8 protein-coding genes, 1 tRNA gene and 1 pseudogene are annotated in these 6,712 nt (G+C 69.2%); 4 read left to right on the top strand and 6 right to left on the bottom strand.

Annotation, left to right across the window (positions count from 1 at the left end; all coding sequences use genetic code 11):
* The coding region (locus SACSA_RS22770) for a hypothetical protein (protein WP_048876746.1) at positions 1 to 218 on the top strand (218 nt) is incomplete at its 5' end.
* Positions 219 to 274: 56 nt separating this feature from the next.
* Here the strand turns inward: SACSA_RS22770 and SACSA_RS0112860 are convergent.
* Genes SACSA_RS0112860 through SACSA_RS0112850 form a run of 3 tightly spaced genes read right to left on the bottom strand, consistent with a single transcriptional unit; the run spans position 275 to position 2,772 of the window.
* A complete protein-coding gene (locus SACSA_RS0112860) occupies positions 275 to 1,174 on the bottom strand; it encodes an ABC transporter permease (RefSeq protein ID WP_019816337.1) in 900 nt (299 codons plus the stop codon).
* Positions 1,171 to 2,169: a daunorubicin/doxorubicin resistance ABC transporter ATP-binding protein DrrA gene (locus SACSA_RS0112855; protein WP_019816336.1), complete on the bottom strand. Its 999-nt coding sequence runs from the start codon at positions 2,167 to 2,169 to the stop codon at positions 1,171 to 1,173. The genes SACSA_RS0112860 and SACSA_RS0112855 overlap by 4 nt, the downstream gene beginning before the upstream one ends.
* 21 nt (positions 2,170 to 2,190) lie before the next feature.
* Positions 2,191 to 2,772: an NADPH-dependent FMN reductase gene (locus SACSA_RS0112850; RefSeq protein WP_019816335.1), complete on the bottom strand. Its 582-nt coding sequence runs from the start codon at positions 2,770 to 2,772 to the stop codon at positions 2,191 to 2,193.
* 252 nt (positions 2,773 to 3,024) lie between these two features.
* Here SACSA_RS0112850 and SACSA_RS0112845 point away from each other — a divergent pair.
* From SACSA_RS0112845 to SACSA_RS0112835, 3 genes and pseudogenes are all read left to right on the top strand, one after another.
* Positions 3,025 to 3,098: transfer RNA gene (locus SACSA_RS0112845), tRNA-Ile, on the top strand.
* Between the two features lie 402 nt (positions 3,099 to 3,500).
* Positions 3,501 to 3,590 (top strand): annotated as a pseudogene (locus tag SACSA_RS26825) (NUDIX hydrolase); the annotation flags it as partial.
* A 258-nt stretch (positions 3,591 to 3,848) separates the two neighbouring features.
* Positions 3,849 to 4,379: a YceI family protein gene (locus SACSA_RS0112835; RefSeq protein WP_028661831.1), complete on the top strand. Its 531-nt coding sequence runs from the start codon at positions 3,849 to 3,851 to the stop codon at positions 4,377 to 4,379.
* Between the two features lie 54 nt (positions 4,380 to 4,433).
* Here the strand turns inward: SACSA_RS0112835 and SACSA_RS0112830 are convergent, their stop codons facing one another.
* From SACSA_RS0112830 to SACSA_RS22765, 3 genes are all read right to left on the bottom strand, one after another.
* Positions 4,434 to 4,862 (bottom strand): SRPBCC family protein, encoded by a 429-nt coding sequence (locus SACSA_RS0112830; protein WP_019816332.1) that lies wholly within the window; start codon positions 4,860 to 4,862, stop codon positions 4,434 to 4,436.
* The gene (locus SACSA_RS0112825; RefSeq protein WP_019816331.1) at positions 4,863 to 5,705 is read right to left on the bottom strand and encodes a phosphoenolpyruvate hydrolase family protein; all 843 of its coding nucleotides are present in this window, start codon (positions 5,703 to 5,705) and stop codon (positions 4,863 to 4,865) included.
* Position 5,706: 1 nt separating this feature from the next.
* The coding region (locus SACSA_RS22765) for a Tm-1-like ATP-binding domain-containing protein (protein ID WP_048876745.1) at positions 5,707 to 6,712 on the bottom strand (1,006 nt) is incomplete at its 5' end.

The following is a 6,712-nucleotide window of genomic DNA, read 5'->3' as shown; positions in this document are numbered from 1 at the left end:
TGCGCGAGCTGCGGGCCGCCGCCGGTCTCGGAGGCCGCACGCGCCGTCTCGGGGACGAGGCGGAGCGGGCGCGCAAGGCGGTGACCGCGCGCATTCGCGACACGTTGCGCAAGCTCGACGCCCGCCATCCGGCACTCGCCGCACATCTGCGGGAGAGGATCTCCACCGGCGCGCACTGCCGCTACGACCCGGCGGACGGGATCTCCTGGCGGCTGTGAGCCTGCGATTGCCCGGGAGCGCAGTCACCCGCGGCGCCCCAGGAGATCCCGCCCGGTCACTTCCGGTTGTAGAGGCGCATGGTCAGCGTGCCGAAGATCGCGAGGAGGACACCGCCGGAGACCAGCGTCCACGCGATCTCGCCGCCGTCGGGCGTTCCGGCCATGAGCGAGCGCACGGCCGCGACGAGATGGGCGATCGGGTTGACGTCCACGAACGCCTGCAACCACCCGGGCATCGTCGCCGGGTCGACGAACACGTTGGACAGGAACGTCGCAGGGAAGAGCACCATCATGCTCACGCCCATCACGGATTTCTCGGTTTTGAGCAGCAGACCGAACATCGTCCAGATCCACGAGAACGCGAACGAGAACGCCACCAGCAGCGCGACGCCGAGCAGCACCCCGGTGAGCCCGCCCTCGGGCCGGAAGCCGAGCACGAGGCCCAGCGCCAGGATCACCGCCGAGCCGATCACGTACCGGCAGACGTCCCCGAGCAGGGCACCGACCAAAGCGGACGGACGCCAGATCGGCAGCGTGCGGAAACGGTCGAACACGCCCTTCTCGATGTCGGTGTTGACGCCGATGCCGGTGTACATGGTGATCATGACGATGCTCATCACCAGGATGCCGGGCAGCAGGTACTGCAGGTAATCACCCGTCGAACCGGCGATCGCGCCGCCGAACAGGTAGGTGAACATCAGCGTCATCATGACCGGGAACGCGGTGACGTCGAACAGTTGCTCCGGCACGTGCTTGATCTTGAGCATCGCCCGCCAGCCGAAGGCCGCCGACGCCGACCACGGGCTCGGCGGGTGCGGCTGCTCGCCCGAGGCGAGCACGGAGCCGAGTCGCTCGCTGGTGGGCACATACGGCGTGGTCCGAGCCGTCTCCTGGTGGCTCGGGGGATGCTGGGTCGTGGTCTGGTGGGTCGTGGTCTGTTGGGGCGTGGCCGTCATGCCGCCACCTCCTGTTCGTCCGGGTTGGCCGGGTGGTCGGTGAGAGTGAGAAAGACTTCGTCGAGGCTCGGCTGACCCAGCGAGAAGTTGTCCACGGCGATACCGGCCGCGGCCAGCTCGTGCAGGGAGCGCGACGCCTGCTCGGCCGCGCCCGCGTCCGATTCGCCGGCCCGGAGGCGTGCGGTGAGGCCCACCGGCTCCGGGTCGAGCTGGACCTCGACGCCCAGCGTGCGGGTCAGCAGCCGCTGTGCCTCGGGCCGTTGTGCCGCGCTGTGCAGACGAATGTGCAGGGAGCCGGAGCCGACCGAGGACTTGAGCTCGCCGGGTGTGCCGTCGGCGATGACGCGGCCCCGGTCGATCACCGCGATGCGGGAGGCGAGCTGATCGGCCTCGTCGAGGTACTGCGTGGTCAGCAGCACGGTCGTGCCCTGGGCCACGATGATCCGCACGATCTCCCACACCTGGTTGCGGCTGCGCGGGTCGAGCCCGGTGGTCGGTTCGTCGAGAAACAGCAGGTCCGGCGTCGTGATGATGCTCGCGGCGATGTCGATGCGCCTGCGCATGCCGCCGGAGTAGTTCTTCACCTGCCGGTCCGCGGCCTCGGTGAGCCCGAACGCCTCCAGCAGTTCACCGGCGCGCCTGCGCGCTCCGGGCTTGCGGTGGCCGAGCAGTCTGCCCAGCAGCACCAGGTTCTCGGTGCCCGTCAGGTCCTCGTCGATCGAGGCGTACTGGCCGGTGAGGCTGACCCTGGCGCGCACGGCGGCCGCCTCGCGCACGATGTCGTGTCCGAACACGGTGGCCTCGCCGCCGTCCGGGCGCAGCAGCGTCGAGAGCATGCGTACCGCGGTCGTCTTGCCCGCGCCGTTCGGCCCGAGCACGCCGTAGACCACGCCGGCGGGCACCTCGAGGTCGATGCCGCGCACCGCCTGGGTACGGCCGAAGTTCTTGATCAGACCTGACGAGGCGATCGCCAGGTCTGTCTGAGGTGTGCTCATCAATCATCCTTTCTCGTGAGGTCACGTGACGTAGGGGCGTTCGGCTCGCGCGGCACGCAGCGCGCGGCCCCACCAGACGAGCTGGTCGAGCATCGCCGTGACGCTCCGGGCGGTCTCGTCGTCGCAGGGCCGGGGCCACTCGGGGGCGTCTTTGTCGCCGCCGAGCAGGTCGATGCGCACGGTGTCGCGCATCGTCACCACGTGCAGTTCGGTGAACACGCTTCGAAGCTGCTCGACCGCGAAGATTCCTCCCGCGCGGTAGCCGTAGGAGACGAAGCCGACGGGTTTGGCGTGCCACTCGTCGTAGGCGGCGTCGATCGCCTGCTTGAGCGAGGCCGGGAAGCTGCGGTTGTACTCGGGGGTCACCACGACGAAGGCGTCCGATTCGTCGATCAGCCGGGCGAGCCGGTGCGACTCGTCCGTGGTGTCGCCGGGCGGTGCTCCGGTCAGGTCGAAGTCGGCGAGGTCGATGACGGTGACCTCGTCCCTCAGCCGTGCGAGGCCGACGAACCAGTCAGCGATGTCGCCGCCCACGCGTCCCGGTCTGGTACTACCGATGATCACCGCGATCCGCAGCGCGGTCGCGGGTCCGTTCGCGCTCATCGGGCCTCCCTTCCGTCTCACCTTGGAGGCGCGAGACGGAGGGGCGCGGTCGCTAGACGCGATCTAGCGGATCGCCCGAGGCGGGTAGCGCGACGCTCGCCGTCGCCGGGGGCGTCCGCCCGGGCGATGTCGGCGGCTTGGGCCCGAGGGGAGGTCCGGCAGGGTGGAGACGGTGCTCACGGCCGGGGTGTGTGTCCGCGCTATAGTGCGACTCGCCGGGTCCGGTGCCGCACGGCGGCCGACGCTCGGTGGGGGCCGGTAGCTCAGTAGGTTAGAGCAGGGGACTCATAATCCCTTGGCCGTCGGTTCGAGTCCGACCCGGCCCACTGCTGTTGAACAGGCAGCTTGGCCGACACGGCTTGCCGCAACGTACGGGTTGTCCTTCACAGGAATCGGTCACGAGCAGATCGCCGTGACGGATTCCAGCGCGATGTCGACCGCGGATTGGAGGTCATCGCGCTCGGCACCGGTCGCGGCGTGGACTTCGAAGCCCTCGCTGAGCACCATGACGAACCGCGCCAGTGCCGGGTGTCGACCTCGTCCGGGAGATCACCGTCCTGCGCTGTTCGCGGCAGCCGCTCTGCTAGTGCGCCCTCAGTAACGGCCCGGCCGGCGGCAAGGAGCTCGGAGACGCCGGCGTTCTCCGGTGAGCAGGCCAAGCCACCCTGGATGGAGAGGTATTCGCGGGGTAATCGTCGGCAGTCAGGGTGTCGACGCTGCTGCGCACGCTAATGCTGTGGTGGTACCGCTTCGCCACAGAACAGTGGGGTTACGAGCTGCTCGGTGGCCTGGTCGATGAGGGGGAGGACTCAGCCGCGCCTGGTGTTGCCCGGAACCATCTCCACCGTGAGCCGGGTACCGCCTCCGTCAGGTCAGCTGGGTCTGTGTGCGCCCGAAGTTCCCCTGCCACTGCCCTGACACCTGCCATCTGGTTCCTGCGGGCAGACCGCGGGAATGCCGGGAGGGATCGAGGGGCCCGGTAGGGGGCCAATCGCCCCGGACGGCCGTCTAAGTCGCACAAAGCGATGATCCCGCGGTGTTATGCTCCGTGCTGCCATCTTTGGAGGTGAGCACGAATGAGTGCTGTGGGCAGTGGAGACATCGACGGGCAGCAAATCGGCCGCGGTGTGTACACCATCGATCCCGAACGGTCGGTGATCTCGTTCCAGACCAGAGCGCTCTTCGGAGTCATCCGCGTACGCGGCACCTTCGGCGTCGAGGGCGGCAAGATCACGGTGGCGGATCCGGTCGAGGAGTCCACTGCGGAGGCCACAGTGTCGGCCGTTGCGTTCGCGAGCGGCAACGCCAAGCGCGATGAGCACGTTCGCTCGGAGGACTACCTCGATGCCACAAGGTATCCACGCTTCTCGTTCGTCAGCGAGAGGTTCGAGTGGTCCGGCGATCATGGAACGCTTCGTGGTCAGCTGACTGTCAAAGAAGCCAAGCAGCAGGTGACGCTGGACGTCTCGCAAGTGTCCGGTGATGAGCGGAGCCTCACCGCTCGTGCCACCACGACAATCGACCGTTTCGCGTTCGGTGTCAAGACGGCCCCTGGTATGACGGGGCGCAATCTGCACATCGTTCTCGACATCATCGCCAGCCGGTGAACTGATCCGCCGAATGACACCGTTGTATAGCTCTGATCACTGCCGCTGCCGTGGTCACCCGTTGGCGAGCCCGGTGATGCCCGTCGCGAAGACGCCCTCGGCGAACGTGGTGGTCAGCTTCTCCTCGTCGGCGGCGTCGGCGTCGTAGTCGGCCCACCATTCGACGAACGTGTCGCCGGTCGCGGTGACCGGGGCGAGCCGGATCGTGCTGACGTAGCTGCGGATGGGGAACGGACCGTCGAGCATGCTGTAGGCATAGCTGTGGTCGACGTCGTCGAGGGCGAGCAGCCGCTCGCGCACGACTCCGCCGTCGGCCAGGGTCAACCGCCGGACCGCGCCGACCTCGCCCGCGCCGGGGCCGGGCTCGATCTCGCTGCCCGCGATGGCCGGATGCCAGGCGGGAAGGCCGTCGAAGTCGCGGACACGCCGCCACACCTCGTCGATGTGTCCGGGCACGATTCCGCTGGCGTAGGGCCGGGGCATCTACTTCTCCTTCGCGGTCGACAACGCCTTGAACTCGCGGGTGCGCGCGGTGAGCGCCTGTTCCACGGGCAGCCGCTCCATACTGCTGGCGCCGTAGAACCCGTGACAGCGCTCGGTTCGCGACAGGACGGAGGAGGCGTCCTCGGGCGTGGCGATCGGGCCGCCGTGGCACAGCACCAGCACGTCGTCGCGGATCTCTCGGGCAGCGGCGGCCCATTCATCGAGCGCGGCCACACAGTCGTCGAGCGTCCTCGCGGTTTCCGCGCCGATCGAACCGCCGGTGGTCAGGCCCATGTGGCAGACGAGGATGTCGGCTCCGGCCTCGGTCATCGCGCGCGCCTCGTCGGCGGAGAACACGTACGGCGTCGTGAGCAGGTCCGCCCGCCGCGCGGCGGCGACCATGTCCACCTCGTGCGCGTAGCCCATGCCGGTCTCTTCGAGGTTCGCGCGGAACGTGCCGTCGATGAGTCCGACGGTCGGGAAGTTCTGCACCCCGGAGAACCCGAGGTCGGCCAGCCTGCGCAGGAACCGGTCCGTATCGAGGAACGGGTCGGTCGCGTTGACACCGGCGAGCACCGGGGTGCGCCGCACGACGGGCAGCACCTCGTCGGCCATGTCGACGACGATGTCGTTGGCGTTGCCGTAGGCCAGCAGGCCGGCGAGCGACCCACGGCCCGCCATCCGGAAGCGGCCCGAGTTGTAGAGGACGATGAGGTCGATCCCGCCGTCCTCTTCGCACTTCGCGGACAACCCGGTGCCCGCGCCGCCGCCGACGATCGGCTCGCCGCGCGCGGCCATCGCGGTGAACTTCTCCAGCAGCTCGCGCCTGTCGATCCGGGGCACGCTACCTCCTCGTCACGTCGTCGAACGCCGCCAGCAGCTCCTCGGCGAATCCGGGTTCGTTGAGGTGCCGTGACGACCGGATCAGCCGCCGGTCCGGGGTTTGCCGGACCTCGCGTTCCAGGGTCTCGAACAGCACGGCGTCGGTGTCCGGATCATGGAACGGTTGTCCGGGCGCGTCCAGCGCGGACACGCCACCTTCGGGCAGCAGGAACCGGACAGGGCCTTCGCACGCGTTGAGCTTGCGCGCCAGGAACTCGCCGATCGCGCGAACGTCGTCGGGGGTGGTGCGCATGAGCGTGATCTGCGGGTTGTGCGGGTAGAACAGCCGATCGGCGTAGCGGCGCGGCACGGTATCGGGCGCGCCGAAGTTGACCATGTCCAGCGCGCCGCAGGAGCCGACGTAGGGGATCTTGGTGCGGGCGACGGCGTCGAGCCGGTCCTCACCGGCGGCGAGGATGCCGCCCGCGACGAGGTCGCAGACCTCGGTGGTGGAGATATCGAGGATCGCGGAGAGGTGTCCGTCGTCGGCGAGCTTCTCCATCGCCGCGCCGCCGGTGCCGGTCGCGTGGAAGACGAGGCAGTCGTAGTCATCTCCGAGCCGCTGTGTCACGGCGTCGACGCACGGGGTGGTGACGCCGAACATCGTGAGCCCGACCGCGGGCCGCTCGTCGGGTGCGGACACGGGATGCGCGCACGCGCCCGCGAGGGCGTGCGCGGCGTTGCCGAGCACGCGGCGCGAGATCCGGTTCAGCCCCGCGACGTCGGTGACCGAGTGCAGCATCGCGATATCGCTCGCGCCGACGTAGGAACTGACGTCCCCGGCCGCCATGGTCGACACCACGAACTTCGGGACACCGACAGGCAGGGCGCGCAGCGCGGGCGTGATCAGCGCCGTGCCGCCGGACCCGCCGAGCCCGAGCACCCCGTCGAGGTCGCGCCGGGAGGGCAGGAACCGCGCGAACGCCTCGGCCATCGCGGCGACCGCGCTGCCACGGTCGCCGGTGAAC

It is taken from the genome of Saccharomonospora saliphila YIM 90502 (assembly GCF_000383795.1).
Taxonomy (GTDB): domain Bacteria; phylum Actinomycetota; class Actinomycetes; order Mycobacteriales; family Pseudonocardiaceae; genus Saccharomonospora; species Saccharomonospora saliphila.
This window is presented reverse-complemented; position numbering and strand designations above follow the sequence as displayed.

Bases quoted from the DNA above. Each gene is read 5' to 3' on its own strand.
- SACSA_RS0112835 (WP_028661831.1), top strand. From the start codon at position 3,849: ATGAGTGCTGTGGGCAGTGGAGACATCGACGGGCAGCAAATCGGCCGC.
- SACSA_RS0112860 (WP_019816337.1), bottom strand. From the start codon at position 1,174: ATGACGGCCACGCCCCAACAGACCACGACCCACCAGACCACGACCCAG.
- SACSA_RS0112855 (WP_019816336.1), bottom strand. From the start codon at position 2,169: ATGAGCACACCTCAGACAGACCTGGCGATCGCCTCGTCAGGTCTGATC.
- SACSA_RS0112850 (WP_019816335.1), bottom strand. From the start codon at position 2,772: ATGAGCGCGAACGGACCCGCGACCGCGCTGCGGATCGCGGTGATCATC.
- SACSA_RS0112830 (WP_019816332.1), bottom strand. From the start codon at position 4,862: ATGCCCCGGCCCTACGCCAGCGGAATCGTGCCCGGACACATCGACGAG.